General features: G+C 69.4%; 22 protein-coding genes. 17 read left to right on the forward strand and 5 right to left on the reverse strand.

The features are described 5' to 3' along the window. The first annotated feature begins 44 nt into the window (after positions 1 to 44). A complete protein-coding gene (locus tag APZ21_RS02145) occupies positions 45 to 2,300 on the forward strand; it encodes a primosomal protein N' (RefSeq protein WP_239476454.1) in 2,256 nt (751 codons plus the stop codon). Positions 2,301 to 2,304: 4 nt separating this feature from the next. Here APZ21_RS02145 and APZ21_RS02150 read toward each other — a convergent pair whose 3' ends face one another. Further along, positions 2,305 to 3,156, reverse strand: a complete 852-nt coding sequence (locus APZ21_RS02150) for an alpha/beta fold hydrolase (protein ID WP_054811492.1) — start codon at positions 3,154 to 3,156, stop codon at positions 2,305 to 2,307. Between the two features lie 55 nt (positions 3,157 to 3,211). Between APZ21_RS02150 and APZ21_RS02155 the strand changes: the two genes are divergently transcribed. The 6 genes from APZ21_RS02155 (at position 3,212) to APZ21_RS02180 (ending at position 8,974) form a co-directional block, all read left to right on the forward strand. Then, entirely contained in the window at positions 3,212 to 3,805 is a 594-nt protein-coding gene (locus APZ21_RS02155; protein ID WP_082392752.1) for a TetR/AcrR family transcriptional regulator, read from the forward strand. Between the two features lie 111 nt (positions 3,806 to 3,916). Beyond that, a complete protein-coding gene (locus APZ21_RS02160; protein ID WP_054811539.1) occupies positions 3,917 to 4,570 on the forward strand; it encodes a PadR family transcriptional regulator in 654 nt (217 codons plus the stop codon). A gap of 73 nt (positions 4,571 to 4,643) precedes the next feature. After that, positions 4,644 to 5,666, forward strand: a complete 1,023-nt coding sequence (locus APZ21_RS02165; protein ID WP_239476450.1) for an esterase/lipase family protein — start codon at positions 4,644 to 4,646, stop codon at positions 5,664 to 5,666. 227 nt (positions 5,667 to 5,893) lie between these two features. Beyond that, on the forward strand, positions 5,894 to 6,457 hold the full coding sequence (gene def / locus APZ21_RS02170; RefSeq protein ID WP_054811494.1) for a peptide deformylase: 564 nt from the start codon (positions 5,894 to 5,896) through the stop codon (positions 6,455 to 6,457). Further along, positions 6,457 to 7,380: a methionyl-tRNA formyltransferase gene (gene fmt / locus APZ21_RS02175; protein WP_054811495.1), complete on the forward strand. Its 924-nt coding sequence runs from the start codon at positions 6,457 to 6,459 to the stop codon at positions 7,378 to 7,380. Before def ends, fmt begins: the two co-directional genes overlap by 1 nt. A 37-nt stretch (positions 7,381 to 7,417) precedes the next feature. Next, the gene (locus tag APZ21_RS02180) at positions 7,418 to 8,974 is read left to right on the forward strand and encodes an RsmB/NOP family class I SAM-dependent RNA methyltransferase (RefSeq protein WP_082392753.1); all 1,557 of its coding nucleotides are present in this window, start codon (positions 7,418 to 7,420) and stop codon (positions 8,972 to 8,974) included. A gap of 215 nt (positions 8,975 to 9,189) precedes the next feature. Here APZ21_RS02180 and APZ21_RS02185 read toward each other — a convergent pair whose 3' ends face one another. Further along, on the reverse strand, positions 9,190 to 10,092 hold the full coding sequence (locus APZ21_RS02185; protein ID WP_054811496.1) for an RNA polymerase sigma factor SigF: 903 nt from the start codon (positions 10,090 to 10,092) through the stop codon (positions 9,190 to 9,192). Continuing rightward, entirely contained in the window at positions 10,092 to 10,514 is a 423-nt protein-coding gene (locus tag APZ21_RS02190) for an ATP-binding protein (RefSeq protein WP_054811542.1), read from the reverse strand. Before APZ21_RS02190 ends, APZ21_RS02185 begins: the two co-directional genes overlap by 1 nt. Positions 10,515 to 10,627: 113 nt before the next feature. On the opposite strand from APZ21_RS02190, the gene rpe reads away from it, so the two are divergent. Continuing rightward, on the forward strand, positions 10,628 to 11,281 hold the full coding sequence (rpe, locus tag APZ21_RS02195; RefSeq protein WP_054811543.1) for a ribulose-phosphate 3-epimerase: 654 nt from the start codon (positions 10,628 to 10,630) through the stop codon (positions 11,279 to 11,281). Here the strand turns inward: rpe and APZ21_RS02200 are convergent. Then, positions 11,256 to 11,759 carry a hypothetical protein gene (locus APZ21_RS02200; protein WP_082392754.1) on the reverse strand — a complete coding sequence of 168 codons (504 nt, stop codon included), beginning with the start codon at positions 11,757 to 11,759 and terminating at the stop codon, positions 11,256 to 11,258. The genes rpe and APZ21_RS02200 overlap by 26 nt on opposite strands. A gap of 588 nt (positions 11,760 to 12,347) precedes the next feature. Here APZ21_RS02200 and APZ21_RS02205 point away from each other — a divergent pair. The 4 genes from APZ21_RS02205 to APZ21_RS02220 all read left to right on the forward strand — a co-directional run bounded on the left by APZ21_RS02205 (position 12,348) and on the right by APZ21_RS02220 (position 15,330). Next, positions 12,348 to 12,971, forward strand: coding sequence for a riboflavin synthase (locus tag APZ21_RS02205; protein WP_054811498.1), 624 nt, complete (start codon positions 12,348 to 12,350; stop codon positions 12,969 to 12,971). 84 nt (positions 12,972 to 13,055) lie between these two features. After that, positions 13,056 to 14,300: a bifunctional 3,4-dihydroxy-2-butanone-4-phosphate synthase/GTP cyclohydrolase II gene (locus tag APZ21_RS02210; protein WP_054811499.1), complete on the forward strand. Its 1,245-nt coding sequence runs from the start codon at positions 13,056 to 13,058 to the stop codon at positions 14,298 to 14,300. 25 nt (positions 14,301 to 14,325) lie between these two features. Next, positions 14,326 to 14,805, forward strand: coding sequence for a 6,7-dimethyl-8-ribityllumazine synthase (ribH, locus tag APZ21_RS02215; protein ID WP_054811500.1), 480 nt, complete (start codon positions 14,326 to 14,328; stop codon positions 14,803 to 14,805). An 18-nt stretch (positions 14,806 to 14,823) separates the two neighbouring features. Then, the gene (locus APZ21_RS02220; protein WP_054811501.1) at positions 14,824 to 15,330 is read left to right on the forward strand and encodes a PH domain-containing protein; all 507 of its coding nucleotides are present in this window, start codon (positions 14,824 to 14,826) and stop codon (positions 15,328 to 15,330) included. 123 nt (positions 15,331 to 15,453) lie between these two features. Here APZ21_RS02220 and APZ21_RS02225 read toward each other — a convergent pair whose 3' ends face one another. After that, complete coding sequence (locus tag APZ21_RS02225; RefSeq protein WP_054811502.1) at positions 15,454 to 17,394, reverse strand: gamma-glutamyltransferase family protein; 1,941 nt, start codon at positions 17,392 to 17,394, stop codon at positions 15,454 to 15,456. Positions 17,395 to 17,664: 270 nt separating this feature from the next. Between APZ21_RS02225 and APZ21_RS02230 the strand changes: the two genes are divergently transcribed. The 5 genes from APZ21_RS02230 to whiA all read left to right on the forward strand — a co-directional run bounded on the left by APZ21_RS02230 (position 17,665) and on the right by whiA (position 23,239). Next, positions 17,665 to 18,078, forward strand: coding sequence for a hypothetical protein (locus tag APZ21_RS02230; RefSeq protein ID WP_054811503.1), 414 nt, complete (start codon positions 17,665 to 17,667; stop codon positions 18,076 to 18,078). A 41-nt stretch (positions 18,079 to 18,119) separates the two neighbouring features. Further along, a complete protein-coding gene (gene uvrC / locus APZ21_RS02235) occupies positions 18,120 to 20,144 on the forward strand; it encodes an excinuclease ABC subunit UvrC (RefSeq protein ID WP_054811504.1) in 2,025 nt (674 codons plus the stop codon). Positions 20,145 to 20,256: 112 nt separating this feature from the next. Continuing rightward, positions 20,257 to 21,222: an RNase adapter RapZ gene (gene rapZ, locus APZ21_RS02240; protein ID WP_082392756.1), complete on the forward strand. Its 966-nt coding sequence runs from the start codon at positions 20,257 to 20,259 to the stop codon at positions 21,220 to 21,222. Beyond that, positions 21,219 to 22,265: a gluconeogenesis factor YvcK family protein gene (locus tag APZ21_RS02245; RefSeq protein WP_054811505.1), complete on the forward strand. Its 1,047-nt coding sequence runs from the start codon at positions 21,219 to 21,221 to the stop codon at positions 22,263 to 22,265. Before rapZ ends, APZ21_RS02245 begins: the two co-directional genes overlap by 4 nt. Continuing rightward, positions 22,256 to 23,239: a DNA-binding protein WhiA gene (whiA, locus tag APZ21_RS02250; protein ID WP_054811506.1), complete on the forward strand. Its 984-nt coding sequence runs from the start codon at positions 22,256 to 22,258 to the stop codon at positions 23,237 to 23,239. Before APZ21_RS02245 ends, whiA begins: the two co-directional genes overlap by 10 nt. Positions 23,240 to 23,335: the final 96 nt, after the last annotated feature.

Consider the following 23,335-nt stretch of genomic DNA (forward strand, 5'->3'; position numbering starts at 1 on the left):
CCGGGGACAGCGCGTCCCCGGACACGGCGGCCTCGTCTCCTGACATCGCCGCCGACCTGCCCATCGCGCGGGTGCTGCCGCTGTTGTCGCCCGCGCATCTGGATCGTGATTTCGACTATCTCGTGCCCGCGAAGTTCGACGAGATGGCCCGGCCCGGCGTCCGCGTCCGCGTCCGGTTCGCCGGTCGGCTCGTCGACGGCTATCTGCTGCGACGGCTGGCCCGCAGCGACCACACCGGCAAACTCGTGCGCCTGGAACGGGTGGTCTCGGCCGAGCGGGTACTCACCCCGGAGATCCTGGATCTCGCCGTCGCGATAGCGCAGCGCTACGCGGGCACCCGCGCCGACGTACTGCGCCTGGCCATTCCGCCGCGACACGCGCGCACCGAGAACGGCGGGCCTGCCACGAGGTCCGCCCGGTCCGCGAATGCGGCCGAGGCGGATAAATGTGCCGAATCCGGCAGTGCGGCAGAGGATTCCGACACCGTGTCCGCACCGGCCGTGCCGTCCGGCAACTCCGCGCGACCCGTGTCGGAAGCAGCTTCCACCTGCGGAGACAGCGTGGATGGCGAGGATTTCACGGATATCGCGGACGACCGGAGTGCCGCTCCCGAGTTCGCCGCGGACAAGGTATCCAGCACCCTGGCGGACACCGCCTCGCCGTCCCCGGAACTACCGTCCTGGACAGTAACGCCTGATGTGCTCGATTCGTGGCGTCGTTACGTTCACGGGGCCGCGTTCGTCACCGCGTTGTCCCGGGGGCGCGGCGTGCGGGCCGCCTGGCAGGCGCTGCCGGGGGAGGATTGGGCCCGGCGGCTGGCCGAACTCGCCGCGACCGTGGCCGCCACCGGACGCAGCGCCGTCATCCTGGTTCCCGACCAGCGCGACCTCGATCGGGTGCTCGCGGAATGTGCCGCCCTGGTGGGTGATTCGGCGGTGGGCTTGTCGGCGGGGCTCGGTCCGGCCGCGCGTTACCGCCGCTGGCTCGCCGTGCTGCGCGGCACCGCGCGGGTGGTGGTCGGCACGCGCGCCGCGGTCTTCGCTCCCGCTGTCGACCTCGGACTACTCGCGATATGGGACGACGGCGACGATACCTACGCCGAACCCCGCGCGCCGTATCCGCACGCGCGTGAGGTCGCCATGCTGCGCGCGCACGAGACCGGCGCCGCCTTCGTCGCCGCCGGATACGCCCGCACCGCGGAGGTACAGGCGGTGGTCGACAGCGGCTGGGCCCACGACCTGGTCGCCGACCGCGCGACGTTGCGCTCGCATACGCCGCGGATCAGCGCGCCGGGCGATTCGGACTTCGCGTTGGAACGCGATCCGATCGCCAGGGCCATTCGCATACCCGGGGTGGCCTTCGCCGCGGCGCGGGCCGCACTGAAGGAGGGCGCGCCGGTCCTGGTACAGGTGCCAAGGCGCGGGTACGTGCCCGCGCTGGCCTGCGCGAAATGCCGGACGCCTGCGCGTTGCCGTCACTGCAACGGTCCGCTGGCCTTGCCGGATGGACGCGGCCGGGCGGATCCGAACGAGGCGCACAGCCCGGCCTGCCGCTGGTGCGGTGTCACCGAGGCGGCCTTCCGGTGCCCGGTCTGTGCATCGCGGGCGTTGCGCGCGGTGGTGACCGGCGCGGTGCGTACCGCCGAGGAACTCGGACGGGCCTTTCCCGGGGTGCCGATCCGCGGCTCTAGCGGTGGCGCGCTGCTCGACAGCGTCGAGCCCGGTCCGCAGGTCGTGGTCGCCACCGTCGGCGCCGAGCCCACGGTGCGCGGCGGGTACGGGGTCGCGCTGCTGTTGGACGGTTGGGCGCTGCTCGGGCGCGCCGATCTGCGCGCGGGCGAGGACACGCTGCGGCGCTGGATGGGCGCGGCGGCGTTGGTGCGCGCCCGCGGTCAGGTGATCGTGATGGCCGAACCGTCCATTTCGACCGTGCAGGCGCTGGTGCGCTGGGATCCGGTCGGTCACGCCCGCGCCGAGGTCGATGCGCGCGCCGAGGTGGGATTCCCGCCCGCCGTGCGCCTGGTCGCGGTGGACGGCGCGACCGAGGCGATCGATGAACTGCTGACCGCGGCCGCGCTGCCCGCCGATGTCGAAGTGCTCGGACCTGTGCCGCTGCCGCCGTTCGCCCGCAAGCCGTTCGCGGGCGATTCCCCGGCGGAGGTGGAGCGGATGATCCTGCGTGTGGACCGTCGGCACGGCGCGGCGCTTTCCCGGGCGCTCGGTGGCGCGTTGGCCGTGCGCAGCACCCACCGGTCCGACGCGCCGCTGCGGGTGCAGGTGGACCCGGTCGACATCGGCTGAGTGATCAGCGCGGGCCGCCCACGTGTTCACCGGTCAGGAATGCCGACATGGCGGTGGCCACGGCATCGGGTCGGTCGAGCATGGAAAGGACGTAGGCGTCCTCGATTTCGACCAGTCGGGCGCGCGGAACGAGCTCGGCCAGACGACGGCCGTGCTCGCGCGGCATGACCTTGCCCGCCGAGGACCACAGGATCAGCGCCTCGCCCTCGAATCGCCGCAGTGCCTCGGTGTGCGCGACGAGTTCGGCTGCCGGGAAGCCGGATCTGGCGTAGGACAGCAGATCCCGGCGGATCAGCGGGTCGCGCAGCCCCGGTTCGGTCCAGCCGCGCACCAGGTCATCGGGCAGCGGTCGTTCGGCCATCCACCCGAACAGCAGCGGTGTCTCGCGCAGCCATCGAATGCGCAACTGGCGCAACGCCATCCACACACCACCGGGCAGGCGACTGGCGAGGGTCGCGGTGCGGCCGGGCAGGCCGGGTGGGAAGTTGTCGAATGCCTCGCAGGGCAGCACGATGAGCCGCGCGACCCGTTCGTCGAGGCCGTAGGAGGTGAGGAAGAGGGCGCCGCCCCAGTCCGAATGGACGAGGGTGACCCCGCGCAGGTCGAGCGCCGCGAGGAATTCGGCGACGAGGCGGTTGAGCCCGTGCAATGTCAGGTCCGCGCCGTCGCGCATGGGTTCGGGATGTGCGCCGAGCGGCAGGTCCGGGCGCAGGTAGCGGAAGCCGCCGGGCAGCCGGTCCAGCACGGTGTCCCAGAGCGTGTGGTTCATGAACAGGCCGTGCAGTAGGACCACGGGCGGACCTTCGCCCTGGTCGAGGTAGTGGATGCGACCCGCGGTGAGTTCGACGGTCGGCATGAGGGGAACCTCCGTTCGAGCGATTGCTCTAGAGCGTTTGCTCTATTCTGGGAGAATGACCGAGCCGATGTCAACCGGTACCCGCGAACGCCTGGCCACGGCCACGGCGGAACTGCTGCGTAGGCAGGGATATGCCGCGACCACCGTCAAACAGATCACCCTCGCCGCCGGTGCGCCGATGGGGTCGCTGTACCACCACTTTCCCGAGGGCAAGCCCCAGCTCGCGGCCCAGGCTCTGCGCACATCGGGTGCGGCGTACATCCAATTGCTGCCCCTGCTGATGGATCCGTACGACGATCTGCGCGAGGCCGTTCCCGCCGCCTTCGCCGCGGCCGCCGAACAGATCGAGAGCAGCGGCTGGATGAACATGTGCCCGGTCGGCACGGTTGCGGGGGAGATCGCCGACAGTGAACCGGATCTGCGCGTTGTCGCGGCGGAGGTGATCGAGTCGTGGATCGCGGTCGGCACGGACTACCTCGCGGGTCGCGGACTGTCCCGAGGCGCGGCCCGCGACCTGATCATGGCGATCCTGTGCGCCCTGGAGGGCGCGTTCATCCTGGCACGGACGCTGCGCTCGGGGGAGCCGCTGCGGGTCGCGGGCGAAGCGCTCGCGACCCGTGTCGACACGCTCCTCGTCGAGTCCGCGTAGTCCGAGGGGGAGGAATACCGGCGCCTCTCCTTGTGTTAGATGCATTGTCGATATATCGTCGATAGTGTGATCAGAACATGGAAGACGCCCGAGGAGGCAGACATGAAGTACATGGAGAATCGAGATTCGGGATGGCGCGGTCGCAGGCGCGGACCCGGCGGCGCGGAATCGGGTCAGGACCGGCACGGCGGTCACCGCCGCGGCGGACGTCCGGGCTTCGGTTCGGAATTCGGGCACGGCTTCGGCCCCGGATTCGGGCCGGGCTTCGGCCCGGGCGCGCATTTCGGCCGCGGCCGGGGGCGCGGCGGTCGCGGACGCCGCGGTGACGTACGCGCCGCGGTCCTGCTGCTGCTCGCCGAACGGCCGATGCACGGCTACGAGTTGATTCAGCAGATCCGTGAGCGCAGTGACGACGTCTGGCGGCCAAGCCCCGGATCGATCTACCCGGCGCTCGCCCAGCTCGAGGACGAGGGTCTGGTGATCATCGACAAGGTCGCGGGGCGCAAGACCGCGAAGTTGACCGAGACCGGCACCGAGTACATCGCCGCCAACAAGGAAGACCTGGGCGATCCCTGGGCCGATGTCAAGGAGGACGTCGGCGAACAGGCCATCGACCTGCGCGGACTCGTCGGTCAGCTGATGGGTGCGGTGGCGCAGGTCGCGGCCGCGGGCACGCCCGAACAGGCGGGCAAGGCCGCCGAGGTGCTCACCGAGGCTCGCCGCTCGCTCTACCGCATCCTCGCCGAGGACGACGTCCAGAAATAAGGGCGACGCAAAAGTTACACAGGAAATACGTCCTCGGCGTACGTGTTTCGAACCATCGGTGCACCATAGTGATATGGGACAACCAACCGGTGTGTGGGGTGGGGACAAGTCACGATTGCGCAGTATGGCGCTCGTCTGCGCCGTGGCCGGAGCCGTATTCCTCGGCTCCGGCGCGGCGCGAGCCGATAGCGAGCCCGATGCCTCGATCTACCGTTCGCCGGATGTGCCGGTCGAATACGCGCCGCCGCAGCCCGATCACCTCGCCGCCGCCTATTATCAGAAGTCGCATCCGAACGTGACCCCGGTGGGCACCAATGATTTCGGCTGTGTTCCCGACGCCGCGCATCCGCGCCCGGTCGTCCTCGCGCACGGCACCGACACCACCGCGTACTCGGATTGGTCGGCCATCGGCCCGCGACTCGTCGCGGCGGGTCTGTGCGTTTTCGCGCTGAATTACGGCGGCGCGCCGGGGGCGGACACCTACGGCACCGAGGATCTGCGCACAAGCGCCCGCCAGGTCGCCGAATTCGTGGACACCGTTCTCGGCGCGACCGGCGCGGCTCAGGTCGATCTGGTGGGGTTCTCCCAGGGCGCCAATGTGACCAGGTACTACGTCAACAAATTGGGCGGCGCGTCGAAGGTGGGGGTCTGGGTCGGCCTCGCCTCGCCGACCTACGGCGGTGTCATGTACGGGCTGGTCCCGATCGCACAGGCCATTCCCGGCGCGCTTGACGTCTTCGCGCGGGTCACCTCGCCTGCCGCGGTGCAGCAGGCGCAGGGTTCGCCGACAATGATCGATCTCAACTCCGGCGGCGACACGGTGCCGGGTCCGCGCTACGTGACCGTCGGCAGCCGCGTCGACGAGATGATCCAGCCGTTCGCCAATATCGCGCTGCGCGGCCCCGGCGCGGAGAACATCGTGCTCCAGGACCTGTGTCCGCAGGATCTGACCGGACATTTCCACCTGGTCTACGACCCCTTCGTCCGTGACCTGCTGCTCGGCATACTCGACCCGGCCGCCGCACCCGACCCGACCTGTGTCGCGGTGCCGCTCGGAACCGGGATTCCCCAGGTCATCATCGCGGGACACTCCTGAGCGGCCGGTCCTCGACCGGGTCATGGGGGCAGGGCGCGACGGCCACGCTCCGGCCCGAGTGCACGGCATCGGGACGGCCGGGCGGAGGTTGGGACACCCCGCCCGGACCGCGTACCGGTTGTACCAGGTCAGCGGGCCGGTCTCGGGGATATCGGCGCTGTCGGCGGTGCTCTCTAGAATGGGACGAGCTGTCCTCCAGACCTGTCGAACCGCTTCCGGGAGCCATTGTGACCATTCAGCCCGTTCGCCTATTCGGCGATCCGATTCTGCGTGCCCGTGCGGCGGAGGTCACCGAATTCGACCGGGAACTGCGTCAGCTGGTCACCGATCTGACCGAGACCATGCACGACGACGGCGGGGTCGGCATGGCGGCGCCGCAGATCGGGATCGGCTCGCGGGTCTTCGTCTACGACACCGGCGACGCGGCCGGACATCTGGTGAATCCGACCTACACGGTGGTCGGCGACGAGGAACAAGTGGGTACGGAGGGATGTCTCTCCATCCCGGGCCTGCGCTACGACACCCGACGCGCGCTGCGAGTGCACGCCCGCGGCGTCGACATGACGGGCGCGCCGGTCGAATTCGCGGCCGAGGGGCTGCTCGCCCGCTGCGTCCAGCACGAGACCGACCACTTGGACGGGGTGCTGTTCATCGACCGGCTCGACCCGGCGGCGCGTAAGGAGGCCATGCGCACCATTCGCGAATCCGACTGGTTCACCGCCGGTATCACCGTCCGCGGCTCTCGGGCGCTCGGCGCGGGGCAGCCGGGACCGTTCGGGCGGGTCCGCTGATGCGCCTCCTCTTCGCCGGTACTCCCGAACCCGCCGTGCCCTCGCTGCGGCGTTTCATCGAATCCGATCGCCACGAAGTGATCGCGGTGCTCACCCGGCCGGACGCGGTCGCCGGGCGCGGGCGCAAGGTCATGCGGTCGCCGGTCGGGCAGCTCGCCGACGAGCACGGCATCCCGGTGCTGACCCCGCGCCGTCCCGCCGACCCCGAATTCGTCGCCGAACTCACCGAATTGGCGCCGGACTGCTGTCCCGTGGTCGCCTACGGCGCGCTGCTGCCGCAGTCGGTGCTCGACATCCCGCGCTTCGGCTGGATCAATCTGCATTTCTCCCTGCTGCCCGCTTGGCGCGGCGCCGCGCCCGTGCAGGCGGCCATCGACGCCGGTGACGAGATCACCGGCGCGTCCACGTTCCGTATCGAGAAGGGACTCGACACCGGTCCGGTCTTCGGCGTGGTCACGGAGAAGATCGCGTTGACCGACACGGCGGGTACCCTGCTGGCCCGCCTCGCCGAAACCGGCGCCCGCCTGTTGGAGACGACCATCGACGGGGTGGAAGACGGCACGCTGCAAGCGATTCCGCAGGCCACCGACGGCGTCACCTACGCGCCCAAGGTCGATACGGAGGACGGGCACATCCGCTGGGATCAGCCCGCGCTGGCCATCGGCAGGCGCGTGCGCGCGGTGACCCCCGCGCCCGGAGCCTGGACCGAGGTCGGCGGTGTGCGCCTGAAGGTCGGGCCGGTCGAGTTGGTCGAGGAAGAACTTCCGATGCGCGCCATCGAGGTGCGCAAATCCGGTGTGTTCGTCGGCACGGCCACCACGGCGGTCCGGCTGGATCAGGTGCAGCCACCGGGCAAGCGCATGATGAATGCCCTGGACTGGGCCAGGGGAGCGCGTCTGGAACCCGGCGCGGTGGTCGAATGAACCGCGAGACGATTCGAACCCGAGCGGAACGGCGATCATGAACCCACAGCACGAATCGGCGGCCTCGGGAGATGGGCGGCGCGCGGGCGGCCGCTCGGATCGTGCGGCGGGCGGTTCGCGGGAGCGCGGTGGCGAGCGCCGGTCGGGCGGTCGCGACGACGGCGCGCGCGGGGGATCGGCCCGGCGAGCGCAGACCGCGCGCGGCAAGGGCGGCCCGGAGAACGCGAGAAAGTCCGCGCGGCCGCGTGATCGGGCATCCGCCGGAGATCCCGTGCGCACGGCGGCACGGGATGTGCTGCGAGCGGTACGGGAACGTGACGCCTACGCCAATCTCGTACTGCCCGGACTGCTTCGCGACCGCGGCATCTCCGGCCGCGACGCCGCACTGGCCACCGAGCTCGCCTACGGCGCGTGCCGGGCACAGGGCACCCTGGACGCGGTGATCGCCGAGGGAGCGGGCCGACCGGTCGCCGAGATCGACGGGCCGCTGCTCGACGTGCTTCGCCTCGGCGTGTATCAGTTGCTGCGCACCAGGATCTGCGCGCACGCCGCGGTGGACACCTCGGTGGCGTTGGCGCGCGCCGAATTCGGCGCGGGCAAGGCGGGCTTCGTCAATGCCGTGCTGCGCCGGGCGGCCGAGCGCGGCGCGCGGGAATGGGTCGAGGCGCTGGCCCCGCGGGATCCGGTGGGACACTTGGCCTTCGAATACGCTCATCCGGTCTGGATCGCCCAGGCATTCGCGGACGCGCTTGGCGAGCGCGCGAATGAACTCGCGGATCTGCTCGCCGCCGACGACGCCCGGCCCGCGGTTCACCTGGTCGCGCGGCCGGGCGATATCAGCGCCGAGGAACTGGCACTGGTCACCGGCGGCGAACCCGGTCGCTGGTCGCCGTATTCGGTGTACCTGGACGGCGGTGACCCGGGTGAACTCGCTGCGGTGCGCGAGGGTCTGGCGGGCGTGCAGGACGAGGGCAGCCAACTGGTCGCTCTCGCGCTGACCAGGGCGCCGCTGATCGGGCCGGACGGCGGCCGGTGGCTGGACCTGTGCGCGGGACCGGGCGGCAAGGCGGTGCTGCTCGGCGCGCTGGCCGCGATCGACGGTTACCGTCTCGACGCCGTCGAACCCTCCGTTCACCGGGCCGAACTGGTCCGCAAGGCGACCGCGGGCCTACCGGTCGAGGTGCACACCGTCGACGGCCGCGCCAGCGGCCTGACTTCCGGCTACGACCGCATTCTCGTCGACGCGCCCTGTTCGGGGCTCGGCGCGCTGCGGCGCAGACCCGAGGCGCGCTGGCGTCGCACCCCGGCCGATGTCCGCGATCTCGTCGTGCTGCAACGCGAACTCCTCACCGCCGCATGGGAACTGCTGCGGCCCGGCGGTGTCGTGGTGTACTCGACGTGTTCACCGCATCTGCCGGAGACGGTCGCCGTCGTCGCCGATCTGGTGCGCCGCACCGGCGCCTTCCAACTCGACACGCGAGAGTTACTGCCCGGCGTCACCGATATCGGCGACGGACCGTCGGCGCAGTTGTGGCCGCACCGCCACGGCACCGACGCCATGTTCCTGGCCGCCCTGCGCAAACCAAAGGACTGATCCGGGCGAGAAGGGTTTCGCGCGCCTGCGGGAGGAGGCCGAGGGCGCGGTGGCGCCGCGCAATCCTCGTGCGCCTCGACCGCGTCGACCCATGGCATTTGCGCGAACTGCTGGACGCGGCGTGATGGATCGTCGCGCCCGCGACGCTGCGGCGAGAGCGCGAGCGAAACGCCTGAGACAAGCGGGAACCCGTGGGCCGCACACGAATCGCGCGTTCAGTCGCGCTGCGAGAGTTCCCGCAGCCGGGCCAGGGTCTTGGCGAGAATGCGCGAGACGTGCATCTGCGAGATGCCCATCTGCTGGGCGATCTGGGTCTGGGTCATGGATTCGAAGAAGCGCATGGTGAGGATGCGGCGTTCTCGTTCGGGCAGCCCGGCCAGCAGCGGGCGGATCGCCACGTATTCCTCGACCCGGTCGAACTGCGATTCCTCCTCGCCCAGGGTGTCAAGCAGCGACGCATCGGTATCGCGCCCGAGCGAGGCCGCGTCGATCGAACTCGGTTGGTAGGCGTTGCCCGCGATGACGGCCTGGGTGACCTCGTCGGGGTCGACGCCGAGTTCGGCCGCGATCTCCTTGGCGGTCGGGGAGCGGCCGAGCGTCTGCGACAACGTGTCGATCGCGGCGCCGATGCGCAGATGGGTCTCCTTGACCCGGCGCGGTACCCGCATGGCCCAGGTGTGGTCGCGGAAATAGCGTCTGACCTCGCCCATGATGGTGGGTACGGCGAAGGACAGGAAGTTGGAGCCGCGCGCGACGTCGAAACGGTCGACCGCGTGCACCAGCCCGACTCGCGCCACCTGCGTGAGATCGTCGAACGGTTCCCCGCGTCCGCTGAACTTGCGGGCGATGTGATCGGCGAGCGGAATGCAGCGGTTGATCAGTTCCGCGCGCCGCGCGCTGTGTTCGGCCGAGCCCGGCGCGCTGGCCGCGAGTTGCGCGAAGATCGCGCCGAGATCGTCGTAGCCACCCGCGACAGAACCGACCTCCTCGACGGTTTCGGCGTCCTCGGCGGCGTCCTCGGTGTCTTCGGTGGCGGTGATTTCGGTGGTCGTCTCGTCGGGTTCCTCGGTGGTCGTCGGTTCGCTGCGTCGTGCCCGGTGGGTATCCTGCTCCGCCACTACGCCTTCCCTCGGACCCGACGGAACTCGACCGTCGTCGGATATCCGGAAGCCGTCGTATCGAATGGTTCCTGGGTCGCCTCGACCGAATCGGTGAGGGTGCGCAGCACGTGCCAGCCGAAACTGCGCTGATCGGGTAGCCCTTCGGTGGCCGCGGTGCCGCTGACGTTGACGTGCAGTTCGGTCTCGCCGATGGTGAAGCGGCAGAGCAGGCTCGTCTCGGGCACGGCGATCGCGATCAGCGTCGAACACACCTCGTCCACCGCGAGTCGGATATCGGCGACCTCGTCGAGCGTGAAATCGCTGAGTAGGACGAGGGTTTCGGCGAGCCCGCGCACGATGGGCAGCTGTGTGACCGATGCGGCCACCCGAATCTCCACCGGGGTGCTGTAGATCCCCTGTTCCGCCGAAATGTTGATCACCTTGTGAAGGCTACCCATTCGCGGCGGGCGCAATCAGCGTTTGGGGGTGGCCGGACGCCGAAACGGCGGCGGTACACTGCGGCATTGTGACGTTCACCCGCCCGGCCGTGCCGATGATCGCCCCTTCCATTCTGTCCGCCGACTTCGCGAATCTCGCCGGGGAGGTCCGCGCGGTAGCCGGGTCGGACTGGCTGCACGTCGACGTGATGGACGCGCATTTCGTGCCGAATCTCACCCTCGGACTCCCGGTCGTGCAGAGTCTGCTGAAGGCCACCGACATTCCGCTGGACTGCCACCTCATGATCGAGGACCCGGCGCGCTGGGCGCCGCCCTATGCCGAGGCGGGCGCGCACAATGTGACCTTCCACGCCGAGGCGTCCGACGATCCGATCGCGGTGGCCCGCGATATCCGCGCCGCGGGGGCCAAGGCGGGGCTCTCGGTCAAGCCGAACACCCCGATCGAGCCCTACCTGGAGATCCTGCGCGACTTCGACACCCTGCTCGTGATGAGCGTCGAACCGGGTTTCGGCGGGCAGTCGTTCATTCCCCAGGTACTGGAGAAGGCGCGCGTGGTGCGCAATCTGGTCGACGCGGGCGAACTGCGGTTGATCGTGGAGATCGACGGCGGCATCAACGCCGACACGATCGAACAGGCCGCCGAGGCGGGTGTGGACTGCTTCGTCGCCGGGTCGGCGGTGTACAATACGGCCGATCCGGGCGCCACCGTCCAAACTCTGCGCACTATCGCGGCGGCGCACCGCGCTTAGCCGACACGGCCCGGCCGATACCGCGCGCACGGCCCAGCTCCAGGGCCGCGTCGACCACCCGTGCCAGTCGCGGCGGCGGCGCCGCGGGTGCGGGCGGCTCGATCCAGATGCGGTATCCGGTGCGCTCGTCCTGCGGCGAGGGCAGCACGACCTGACTGCCCGAACACGCCACGGTGGCGTAGAGGCGGAACAGTTCGGCCGAAGCCGGGGCGCCGATGCTGTCGGGCTGTCCCGGTCCGGTGATGAAGGTCCAGCGTCTGGCGCGGGGATGGTCGACGACCGGCGCCGTCAGGTGCTCGCCGAGCAGCAGTGACCGGACCCGGTCGCCGAGATCGGCGGGCATGGTGATCGCGCCGTAGCGGGCGCCGATGTGCAGCAATATGCGGCGTGAGGTGGGATCGATCGACGCGGGCATCTGGAATTCGCGTCGGTATTGCACACAGCGAACTTCCAGCGTCGAATCGAGAAGTGTGGTCACGCCGTACCCCCCATTGTGTCGCATTCGTTCTGACCCACCATGCGGTCCGTACTTTCTCGCGTCGTCGATGTCGGCCGGGGCGAACTCCGGGATATCCGCCGCTCCCGGGAGAAGATGGGCGCTGCATTCGCGCTGACCTGGCTCGATCCGTAGCTCGGGAAACGGAGGTTGAACCGGGGGAATCAGCCGCGTAACCATGGTGCGTCCATTTCCGCTGACGGGCAAGCAATATGTGTGAGCGTGTTCTCGGATGGGTATCGACCCGTTACCGACTTTATCCGCCGTAGGTGACTTCCATTCGTTCGGTATCGAAAGTCCGGCTTAATAGTTCCCCGCGCAAGCTGGACGTCGAATTATCGGCCGGAATATCCGTAATACCGTCCGGTTTCCGGCGTGCCCGCCGCCGGGCGGGCCGCATTCCGGGAGCGCGGTCGCGTGCGACCCGTCTCTGTGATACCGCACATGTTGGCTACGACCCCTCGTCGTTAGGCTGGGGGACGGGTACGGACCGGCGAACAGGTCCGGGAATAGCGCAACCGGCCCCGGCTGTTGGCGTAACCGTACGTACACCAGAACAGGAGCGTCAGGATGTTCACAGGCATCGTCGAGGAATTGGGCGAGATCGTCACCGTCGAACGGTTGGCCGACGCCGCCCGCCTGACGATCAGGGGCAAACTCGTGACCTCCGATGCCGGACACGGCGATTCGATCGCGGTGAACGGCGTGTGCCTGACGGTCGTCGACGTCGTGGACGGTGACAGCTTCACCGTGGACGTCATGCGCGAGACGCTGAACCGGTCCGGTATCGGCGGGCTCGAGGCGGGCGCGCGGGTGAATCTGGAGCGCGCCGCCGCGCTGAACAGCAGGCTGGGCGGGCATTTGGTCCAGGGCCACGTCGATGGCACCGGCACCGTGCTCGCGCGCACGCCTTCGCAGAACTGGGAGGTGGTGCGGATCTCCCTACCGGACGCGATCGCCCGCTATGTGGTCGAGAAGGGCTCCATCACCGTGGACGGCATCTCCCTCACGGTCTCGGGACTCGGTATCGGCGACGAGCCCGCCGCCGACGGCAATCGCGACTGGTTCGAGGTCTCGCTCATTCCGACCACGCTGTCGCTGACCAATCTGGGCGCCGCCCCGGTCGGGGCACGGGTCAATCTCGAGGTCGACGTCATCGCCAAGTACGTGGAACGGCTCCAGCAGCGCGGGTGATGCGCGCGGGTGGGGGTCGGTCGGTGCGCGCCACCCAGGCTTTACTGTAGTGAGGCACCTATTTCGAGATGGAGCACAGCAGACGTGACCAGGTTGGACACCATCGAGCGCGCAGTCGCCGACATCGCCGCGGGTAAGGCCGTCGTCGTCGTCGACGACGAGGATCGCGAGAACGAGGGCGATCTCATATTCGCGGCCGAGAAGGCCACCCCCGAACTCGTGGCCTTCATGATCCGCTACACCTCCGGTTACATCTGCGTTCCGCTCATGGGCGAGGACTGCGACCGGCTCGGTCTGCCCCCGATGTACGCCCAGAACCAGGACAAGCACGGCACCGCGTACACCGTCTCGGTCGACGCACGCGAGGGCATAAGCACCGGTATCTCCGGCGCCGACCGGGCCACCACCATGCGCCTGCTCGCCGATCCCAACGCCAAGGCGGACGATCTGACCCGGCCCGGACACGTCGTGCCGTTGCGCGCCAAGGACGGCGGCGTGCTGCGCAGGCCGGGCCACACCGAGGCCGCGGTGGATCTGGCGAGGATGGCCGGGCTGCGTCCGGCTGGCGTGATCTGCGAGATCGTCAGCCAGAAGGACGAGGGCCATATGGCCCGCACCGAGGAACTGCGGATCTTCGCCGACGAACACGATCTCGCGCTGATCTCCATCGCCGACATGATCGCCTGGCGGCGCAGGCACGAGAAGCAGGTCATCCGTATCGCGGAGGCCAGGATCCCCACCGCGCACGGCGAATTCATGGCCGTCGGCTATCAGAGCATCTACGACGAGGTCGAACATGTCGCGCTGGTGCGCGGCGACATCACCGACGGCGAGGACATCCTGGTGCGGGTGCACTCGGAATGCCTGACCGGCGATGTGTTCGGCTCGCTGCGCTGCGACTGCGGACCGCAGCTCGACGCGGCGCTGGAAATGGTGGCGGGCGAGGGCCGCGGCGTCGTGCTCTACATGCGCGGACACGAGGGCCGCGGTATCGGCCTGATGCACAAGTTGCAGGCGTATCAGCTCCAGGATTCCGGGCACGACACCGTCGACGCCAATCTGGAACTCGGCCTGCCCGCCGACGCGCGCGACTACGGCACCGGCGCGCAGATATTGGTCGACCTCGGTATTCGATCCATGCGGCTGCTCACCAACAATCCGGCCAAGCGGGTCGGGCTGGACGGTTACGGTCTGCGCATCACCGAGCGGGTGCCCATGCCGCCGCGCGCCAACGCCGAGAATCTGCGGTACCTGCGCACCAAGCGGGACCGGATGGGCCACGATCTGATCGGGCTCGACGAACTCGATCTGGGCGAGACCGCCCAGTGACCGGGACACGAAAAGGCGGACATCGATGAGCGGCACCGGCGTACCCAGTTTCGAGCTGGCGGATGCCAAGGACCTCAAACTCGGCATCGTGGCCTCGCGCTGGCACACCCGGATCTGCGACACCCTGGTGGCGAACGCGCAGCGGGTGGCCGAGCAGGCCGGGCTCACGCAGATCACCGTGGTGCGCTGCGCCGGTGCGATGGAACTGCCCGTCGTCGCCCAGGAGTTGGCGCGCAACCACGACGCGGTAGTCGCCCTCGGTGTGGTGATCCGTGGTGGCACACCGCATTTCGAATACGTCTGCGATGCGGTGACCGCCGGTCTGACCCGCGTGTCGCTGGACGCGGCGACTCCGGTCGCCAACGGCGTGCTCACCACCGATACCGAGGAGCAGGCGCTCGATCGTGCCGGACTGCCGGGATCGGCCGAGGACAAGGGTGAGCAGGCGTGCGCCGCGGCGCTGGATGCCGCGCTGACCCTGCGCGGTCTGCGACAGTTCGCCTGACCGATGCCCGTCGTCCGTATGTGGAGAAGGAACCCCGCCCCGGCGGGGGCGGGCTCGGAGTGGGAGTGGGAGGTGCGCCCCCGCCGGTCCGTGCGCACGGCGTGGATCGTGGCGATCGTGCTGGTCGTGGTCTTCGGAATCGGCGGCATCTGGCTGCGCTCCGGGTCCACCGGCGTGAACTTCCGGGTCGTCGACCAACTCGCCATGATCGGCATCGGCATCCTGCTTGCCTGTGCCGTCCTCATGCTGACCCGGCCGCGGGTGCGCGCCGGAGCGCGCGGTGTCTCGGTGCGTAACGTGCTGGGCGACACCGAATTCGAGTGGAAGGACATCCGCGGCGTCAGCTTCCCGGAGCGCAAGTCCTGGGCTCGCCTTGAACTGGTGAACGACGACTACGTTCCCCTGCTGGCCATCCGCGCCAACGACAAGGACCACGCCGCCGACGCCATGGACCGCCTGCGCGCCTTCGGCGCAACCTACGCCACCGGCCGCAATCCCCGGGCGGACGACGACTCCGGCGCCTGACCCGCGACCGGCGCAATCCTCGCGGTCTCATACTGCGGGCGCGCTGGCCCGCCGTCCATGGTGGTTCGCGCGACGGGACCGGCGGCGTCGAGGGGTTTCCGCCGCCGGTCCCGGCGCGTCGCCTCAGCGCGTGTCGCCGAGCACGGCACCCTCGCGGCGTGGATCGGCGCCGCCGATCCAGCCCGGGCCGTCCCGGTGCAGGGCGCTGAGGCCGCTGGATTGCGGTGCGACCGAGACCTGATGGCCCAGTTCGCGCAATCGTCGCACCAGCGGGTCGTGATCGCCGTTGTCGGTGGCGTCGACGGCGGGATGTTCGCCGCCGACTCCGGTGGTTGGGCTGTTGCCCGCGCCGAAGGAGACCGCCGAGACGGCCCGTTGCGGGTCGAGTCCCCAATCGATCATGGCGACGAGGGTTTTGACGACGAATTGGATGATGACCGAGCCGCCGGGTGAGCCGGTCACGTAGCCGAGATCCCCGCGCGATCCGTCGGGCGCGCGGTCGAATACGAGGGTCGGGCTCATCGAACTGCGCGGCCGCTTGTTCGGTTGCAGTCGATTGGCGACCGGGACGCCGTCGGAGCCGACCGGATCGGCCGAGAAGTCGGTGAGCTGGTTGTTGAGGACGAATCCGTCGACCATGTGGAAGGAGCCGAAGGCGGATTCGACCGTGGTCGTCATGGCCGCGGCATTGCCGTAGCGGTCGACCACCGAGATGTGGCTGGTGCCGTGTTCGGGCGGCTGCGGCCCGGTGCCCAAGGGGACCGGACCCAGATCGCCGGGCTGGGCGGTGCCCATGCTGTGCCCGGGATCGATGAGTCCCGCGCGCTGTCTCAGGTAGTTCCGGTCGGTCAGCGCGTTCGGCGAATTGCCCGGCAGCGGAACGAAATCGGTATCGGCCACGTACTTGTTGCGATCGGCGTAGGCCAGTCGCTCGGCTTCGGAGATCAGGTGCACGGCCTCGGGTCTCGGAACGCCGCCGTCGCGGTCGAGGCGATCGGGTTTCAACGACGCGAGGTCGAAATTCTCCAGAATCCCGAGGGTAGCGGCCACGGTGACGCCGCCGGAGGACGGCGCGGGCATGCCGCAGATCTCCCGGCCGCGATAGTCGGTGCACAGCGCGGTGCGCTTCTCGGCTCGGTAATCGGCCAGGTCCGTGGTGCTGAGCTGCGCGGGAGTGCGCCCGCCCGCGGTGGACCCGGCGGCCGCGACGATGTCCTGTGCCACGGCGCCGGTGTAGAACGCCCGCGGACCCTCGCTCGCGATGGCGCTCATGGTCTTGGCCAGCGCCGGATTGTTCAGCACGGTGTCGGCGGGCTTCGGGCTGCGGTCGGGCTCGAGGAAGTACGCCCGCGCGGATTCGTCGACCGCGAGGTCGCCCGCGGATTCGGCGATCTGGCCCGCGAGTCGCGCGCTGATGGGGAAACCGCGCTCGGCGAGTTCGATGGCGGGGTCGAACAGTTCGCGCCAGCCGAGTCGGCCGTGTTCGGCGTGGGCCTGTTCCAGCAGGCGCAGCACGCCGGGCACGCCGATGGATCGGCCGCTGGCCCGAGGGTTGGGGCGGGGTTCGGTGCGGTTGTCGTCGCTGATCCAGCGCAGGTAGTTCTCGGTGGCCGCGGCGGGCGCGGTCTCGCGTCCGTCGTAGGCGTCGACGGAGCGTTCGCCCGCGTCGTAGTACAGCAGGAACGCGCCGCCGCCGATGCCGGATGCCTGCGGTTCGACCAGCCCGAGGACCATCTGCGCCGCGACCAGCGCGTCCGCGGCGGTGCCGCCGTCACGCAGGATCTCGCAGGCGACCTTGGTGGAGATCGGGTTGGCGGTGGACACCGCGTAGGTCGCGGTGCGGACCGGCGTCATGCCCGCGCGGTACCCGGAGGCGATCTCCGGATTGACGGCGATATCGGCGGAAGTGGCGCCGCCCGCGGCCGCGGCGGTCACCGGCGTGCCGTTGGGGCGCGCGACACAGCCGTCGGCGGTGTCGCCGCCGGTGGAACATCCGGTCAGCAGGCCCCCCGCGAGCAGTGTGGCCGCCAGCGCCCCGATCCAGGCGTGTCGCGCTAGGTCCATCCACGGACTGTAACCCCGGATCTGTGGGGAGGCAGCGCTTTCCGCCTCGACGGGCGCACCGGACAGGTCCGATCGATTCGAATAGCGGTGCGCCCGAATGGGTTCCGATCGGTGTCGTGACCTCGAACGTCACCGTCCGAACATGATCGACATGTGTCGAAATGTGAGCTATGTCACAGTGTCGCGGACTCGTCGTGCCGGGTATGTGATGTGAATTACCGTTCGCTCTCGTACGGCCGGAACAGGGCATGTTCGACCCGAGGGGTTGTCATGGTGACATACATCGATGCGGTCCGATTCGATCGGCCCGCGCCCCGGCGGATGCCGCGGTCGGTACGCGAAGCCAGGGAAGCGGCGCTCGGCGCGGCCGGATTCGGCATCCTCTACCCGGTGGTCCTCGGCATGACCGTCGGCGGCGCCGCGGCGTGGGGCGGTGCGCTGCAATTCGCGCCGGGCGTACTGCTCGGCGCCGTCGCACTCGGCTTCGACCGTGGCGATCCGCGCCTGCGGCACGCGGCGTTGCTACTGGCCGTTCTCCAGTTCGCGGTGGGTCTGCGGGTCTCGGGTGTCTCGGGTCTCGGCGTGGTCGCGCCGGTCACGGTCTGCTACGCGTGGGGCATCGCGGCGGCGGTGTGCTACCTGCTGTGCAGGCCCGAGGCCAAGGAGTGGTTCGGCGCGGCCTGAGCCCGCGCGGACCTGTCGGAGTACGTCGATAGGCTGGATCGGTGGCAGATCCAGCGACGTACCGGCCTTCGCCGGGCACGATTCCCGTCGAACCCGGTGTCTACAAGTTCCGGGACGCGCACGGACGGGTCATCTATGTCGGCAAGGCCAAGAGCCTTCGCGGTCGCCTGAATTCCTATTTCGCCGACGTGGCGTCGCTGCACCCGCGGACAAGGCAGATGGTCACCAGCGCCGCGGCCGTCGAATGGACCGTCGTCTCCACCGAGGTGGAGGCGCTACAGCTGGAATACAACTGGATCAAGGAATTCGATCCGCGCTTCAACGTCCGCTACCGCGACGACAAGTCCTATCCGGTGCTCGCGGTGACCTTGAACGAGGAATATCCGCGCCTGTTCGTCTACCGGGGCGCGCGCCGCAAGGGCGTGCGCTATTTCGGTCCCTACGCGCATGCCTGGGCCATCCGGGAGACGCTGGATCTGCTGCTGCGGGTGTTCCCGGCCCGCACCTGCTCCAATGGAGTCTTCAAGCGGCACAACCAGATCGGCAGACCGTGCCTGCTCGGCTACATCGACAAGTGCGCCGCGCCCTGTATCGGTCGGGTCAGCGCCGCCGAGCACCGCCGCATCGTCGAGGACTTCTGCGACTTCCTCGCGGGCCGCACCGACCGCATGGTTCGTGAGCTCGAACGGCGCATGCACGAGGCGGCCGAGGATCTCGATTTCGAGACCGCCGCGCGCCTGCGCGACGACGTGCAGGCGCTGCGCCGGGCGTTGGAGAAGCAGGCGGTGGTGCTCGGCACCGGAACCGACGCCGACGTGATCGCCTTCGCCACCGACGAACTCGAGGCCGCGGTGCAGATATTCCACGTGCGCGACGGCCGGGTGCGCGGCCAGCGCGGCTGGGTGGTGGACAAGTCAGGGGACGCGGTCGACACCGCCGAGGCCGGCGGGGCGATGGCGGCGCTGGTGGAGCAGTTCCTCACCCAGTTCTACGGCGAACAGGCCGCCCACGTCGAACAGAGTCCCGACGAACAGCCCGCGACCGTGGTGCCGCGCGAGGTGCTGGTCCCGGAACTGCCCGCAGGCGCCGAACAGATCCAGGAGTGGCTCGCCACACTGCGCGGGTCGGCGGTGACCCTGCGGGTGCCACAGCGCGGGGACAAGAAGGCGCTGGCCGACACCGTCGCGCGCAATGCGCAGGAGGCGCTGGCCCAGCACAAACTCAAGCGCGCGGGCGATCTCACCTCACGATCCGCGGCGTTGCAGGACATCCAGGACGCGCTCGAACTCGATAGCGCGCCGCTGCGGATCGAATGCGTCGACATCAGCCACGTCCAGGGCACCGACGTGGTGGCCTCGCTGGTGGTCTTCGAAGACGGGCTACCGCGCAAGTCCGATTACCGTCACTACACCATCCGGGAGGCCGCGGGGGAGGGCCGCTCCGACGACGTCGGCAGTATCGCGGAGGTGACGCGGCGGCGTTTCGCCCGGCTGCGGCGCGAGCGCGACGCGGCCGAACGCGAGGAACTCGACGCCGACGCACCGGACGCGGGCGCCGATCCGTACGGCGCCACCGAACCGACCTCGCATCCCGGCATCGATCCGAACACCGGGCGGCCGCGCCGATTCGCCTACCCGCCGAATCTGTACGTGGTCGACGGCGGCGCACCCCAGGTCGCCGCGGCCGCGGAGGTGCTCGACGAACTGGGCATCACCGATGTCGCGGTCATCGGTCTGGCCAAGCGGCTCGAGGAGGTGTGGGTACCGGGGGAGCCGGACCCGGTCATCATGCCGCGCAACAGCGAGGCGCTGTTCCTGCTGCAACGGGTGCGCGACGAGGCACACCGCTTCGCCATCGCCTTCCACCGCAGCAAACGCTCGCGCCGGATGACCGCGTCGGCACTGGATTCGGTGCGCGGACTCGGTGCGGCACGCCGGACCGCGCTCGTCACCCACTTCGGCTCGGTCGCAAAGCTCAAGGAGGCCACCGTGGAACAGATCACCGAGGTACCGGGCATCGGCGTAGCAACCGCGAAGGCGGTGCTGGCGGCGCTGCACGGGCAATAGCCCGGTATCGGTGCACCCGACGAACGCGTTTCGCGTACGTTGTGTGTCTGCGCCCGATACCGAAACCCGGTGCGACATGATCGAAAGGCACCCCACACAGATCCGGTAGGACATGACACGCGTCGAATCGAACAACAGTGCGGGCATTCGGCAGCCCATTGCGGGCGGTGGTAGCCAGGAGCCCAGTGGTCGGCAGGAACAGGTCGAGGTCGTCATAGTCACCGGTCTCTCCGGTGCGGGTCGCGGCACCGCCGCGCGCGTACTCGAGGATCTCGGCTGGTACGTCACCGACAACCTGCCGCCCGAACTCTTCGGCCGCATGGTCGAGCTCGGTATCTCCGCCCAGCCGCCGATCACGCGGCTGGCCCTGGTCATGGATGTGCGGAGCAGATTCTTCACCGATGACCTCACGGGGGTCATCGAGCAGTTGCGCGCCCGCGGCGTTCGCACCCGCGTGCTGTTCCTCGAAGCCTCCGACGATGTGCTCATCCGGCGCTTCGGATTCGCGCGCCGCAGGCATCCGCTGCAGAGCGAGAGCGCCGACGGTACGTTGTCGGCGGGTATCGCGGCGGAGCGCATCAGGCTCTCCGCGGTCAAGACCGCCGCCGATCTCGTGATCGACACCACCGAGCTGTCGATCCACCAGTTGCACCGGAAAATGGAGGAAGCCTACGGGGGCGGCGCGCCTGCCGCATTGCAACTCACCGTGCAGTCCTTCGGCTTCAAGTACGGGGTTCCGTTGGACGCGGACATGGTGTTGGATGTGCGTTTTCTACCCAATCCACATTGGATTCCCGAACTCAGGGAACATTCGGGACAGGACAGCGTGGTCAGCGAATACGTGCTGTCGCGGCCCGGCGCGGCCGACTATCTGCGGACCTGCTGCCACCTGGTGGACCTGACGACGAATGGCTACCGCCAAGAGGGGAAGCGATATATGACGGTGGCAGTGGGCTGCACCGGAGGCAAACACCGCAGCGTGGCGATCGCCGAGGCGCTCGGCGAGTCGATGGGCGCCGAGTCGGGCGGGTCGGCCGATGTCGTGCGGGTCGTACATCGGGATCTGGGGCGCGAATGACAGGGCGGGAAACCGATCCCGCCATCGTCGCTCTTGGTGGCGGACACGGTCTGTACGCGACACTGTCCGCGGTGCGTCTGTTGACCGCGAAGATATGCGCGGTGGTCACGGTCGCCGACGACGGCGGCTCCTCGGGCCGTCTGCGGTCCGAACTCGGCGTGATCCCACCGGGCGATCTGCGGATGGCGCTGGCCGCGCTGGCCGAGGATCCCGACGGCGTATGGGCCCGCACCGTTCAGCATCGTTTCGGCGGAACCGGTGCGCTGGCCGGACATTCGGTCGGTAACCTGATCGTCGCCGGCCTCACCGAAGTGCTCGGCGATCCCGTCGCGGCGCTGGACGAGGTCGCGAAGATGTTGCGTATCACCGGTCGGGTACTGCCGATGTCGCCGATCGCGCTCGATATCGAGGCCGATGTTTCTGGCCTGGAAGCCGACCCGCGGGTGAGTCGCTGCATTCGCGGGCAGGTTGCCGTGGCGACGACACCCGGAAAGGTTCGCCGGGTCCGGCTGATTCCGTCCGACCCGCCCGCGAGCCCGCAGGCGACCTCGGCCATCGAACACGCCGACGTGGTGGTACTCGGTCCGGGATCGTGGTTCACCAGTGTGATACCGCACGTTCTCGTTCCGGGATTGCACGAGGCGCTGGTGTACACGCGGGCACGAAAAGTGCTGGTCCTGAACCTGGCGGCGGAACCGGGGGAGACTGCCGGCTTCTCGGCGGAACGGCATCTGCATGTATTGTCCCAGCACGCACCCGAATTCGTGGTCGACGACGTTCTGGTGGACGCGGGCTCGGTTGCGGAAGGCCGGGAACGCGAACATGTGGCCAGGGCTGCCGAACAGTTGCGGGCGCGAGTAACCTTCTCCGAAGTCGCCGAAGCGGGAACGGACCGGCATCACCCCGGAAAGCTTGCCGCCGCACTGGATCAACTGATCCGGCAACCTCGGCCGCAAATGGCAGGGCTTCGAGTCGAAGGGCGGCACATGGGCGCGGATGTGCGGTCCGGGTTGGGTGGAAAGGAGCGCGTCTCGTGGCGATGACAGCCGAAGTGAAAGACGAGCTGAGCAGGCTCGCGGTGTCGCAGGTGAGTTCCCGCAAGGCGGAGTTGTCCGCCCTGTTGCGATTCGCGGGCGGCCTGCACATCGTCGGCGGGCGGGTGATCGTCGAAGCCGAAGTGGACATGGGCTCCATCGCACGACGGCTACGCCGGGAGATCTTCGAGCTGTACGGCTACGGCTCCGACGTGCACGTCCTCGGTGCGGGCGGATTACGGAAGACCTCGCGCTATGTCGTGCGGGTCTCCAAGGAGGGCGAGGCGTTGGCCCGCCAGACCGGTCTGCTCGACGTGCGCGGCCGTCCGGTGCGCGGACTGCCCGCCCAAGTGGTCGGCGGCAGCATCGCCGACGCCGAAGCGGCTTGGCGCGGCGCGTTTCTCGCGCACGGCTCGCTGACCGAACCGGGGCGTTCCTCGGCGCTCGAGGTGAGCTGCCCCGGACCCGAGGCGGCGCTGGCGCTGGTCGGCGCGGCTCGGCGGCTCGGCATCACCGCCAAGGCCCGTGAGGTGCGCGGCACCGATCGGGTCGTGGTGCGCGACGGCGAGGCGATCGGCGCGCTGCTGACCAGGATGGGCGCGCAGGACACGCGGCTCACCTGGGAGGAGCGCCGGATGCGGCGCGAGGTCAGGGCGACGGCGAACCGGCTGGCCAATTTCGACGACGCGAACCTGCGTCGCTCGGCGCGCGCCGCGGTCGCGGCCGCGGCGCGGGTTGAGCGCGCACTCGAGATCCTCGGCGAGGACGTGCCCGACCATCTCGCGGCGGCGGGCAAGCTGCGCGTGCAGCATCGCCAGGCGTCGCTGGAGGAACTCGGGCAGCTCGCCGATCCGCCCATGACCAAGGACGCGGTCGCCGGGCGCATTCGGCGTCTGCTGTCCATGGCCGACCGGCGCGCCAAGGATCTCGGTATCCCCGACACCGAATCCGCCGTCACCGCCGAACTGCTCGACGACGCCTGATCGCGGCGCCGATCGCTCCCGCCGGGCGCGATCGGCCTTCGCGGGTGACCGATCCCGAGCGGTTACGAGAAGTTCACGCGTCCGGGCGAGCGCCGA

Source organism: Nocardia arizonensis (assembly GCF_001310275.1).
Classification (GTDB): Bacteria; Actinomycetota; Actinomycetes; order Mycobacteriales; family Mycobacteriaceae; genus Nocardia; species Nocardia arizonensis.